Origin of the sequence: Streptomyces sp. NPDC014891 (genome assembly GCF_043081085.1) — a bacterium.
Taxonomy (GTDB): domain Bacteria; phylum Actinomycetota; class Actinomycetes; order Streptomycetales; family Streptomycetaceae; genus Streptomyces.
On record NZ_JBIBWF010000025.1, the window covers coordinates 1,697 to 3,023 of the forward strand.

Sequence of the window (1,327 nt, forward strand, 5' to 3'; positions counted from 1 at the left end):
GGTGATGGGTGGCTGGTCGTTGTTTGAGAACTACACAGTGGACGCGAGCATCTGTGGCCAAGTTTTTAAGGGCGCACGGTGGATGCCTTGGCACCAGGAACCGATGAAGGACGTGGGAGGCCACGATAGTCCCCGGGGAGCCGTCAACCAGGCTTTGATCCGGGGGTTTCCGAATGGGGAAACCCGGCAGTCGTCATGGGCTGTCACCCATGCCTGAACACATAGGGCATGTGGAGGGAACGAGGGGAAGTGAAACATCTCAGTACCCTCAGGAAGAGAAAACAACCGTGATTCCGGGAGTAGTGGCGAGCGAAACCGGATGAGGCCAAACCGTATGCGTGTGATACCCGGCAGGGGTTGCGCATGCGGGGTTGTGGGATCTCTCTTCTGTCGTCTGCCGGCGACAGGACGAGTCAGAAACCGTTGATGTAGGCGAAGGACATGCGAAAGGTCCGGCGTAGAGGGTAAGACCCCCGTAGCTGAAACATTGACGGCTCGTTTGAGAGACACCCAAGTAGCACGGGGCCCGAGAAATCCCGTGTGAATCTGGCGGGACCACCCGCTAAGCCTAAATATTCCCTGGTGACCGATAGCGGATAGTACCGTGAGGGAATGGTGAAAAGTACCGCGGGAGCGGAGTGAAATAGTACCTGAAACCGTGTGCCTACAAGCCGTGGGAGCGTCGGAGCCTTCGGGCTCTCGTGACTGCGTGCCTTTTGAAGAATGAGCCTGCGAGTTTGCGGTGCGTTGCGAGGTTAACCCGTGTGGGGAAGCCGTAGCGAAAGCGAGTCCGAATAGGGCGATTCAGTAGCGCGCTCAAGACCCGAAGCGGAGTGATCTAGCCATGGGCAGGTTGAAGCGGAGGTAAGACTTCGTGGAGGACCGAACCCACCAGGGTTGAAAACCTGGGGGATGACCTGTGGTTAGGGGTGAAAGGCCAATCAAACTCCGTGATAGCTGGTTCTCCCCGAAATGCATTTAGGTGCAGCGTCGTGTGTTTCTTGCCGGAGGTAGAGCACTGGATAGGCGATGGGCCCTACCGGGTTACTGACCTTAGCCAAACTCCGAATGCCGGTAAGTGAGAGCACGGCAGTGAGACTGTGGGGGATAAGCTCCATGGTCGAGAGGGAAACAGCCCAGAGCATCGACTAAGGCCCCTAAGCGTACGCTAAGTGGGAAAGGATGTGGAGTCGCAGAGACAACCAGGAGGTTGGCTTAGAAGCAGCCACCCTTGAAAGAGTGCGTAATAGCTCACTGGTCAAGTGATTCCGCGCCGACAATGTAGCGGGGCTCAAGCGTACCGCCGAAGTCGTGTCATTGCAGCAAG

1 rRNA gene (only partly in view) is annotated in these 1,327 nt (G+C 57.1%); it reads left to right on the forward strand.

The annotated features are described in order from the left end of the window. The first annotated feature begins 55 nt into the window (after nucleotides 1-55). Nucleotides 56-1,327 (forward strand): 23S ribosomal RNA (locus tag ACF09E_RS35680); it runs 1,925 nt beyond the window's last position.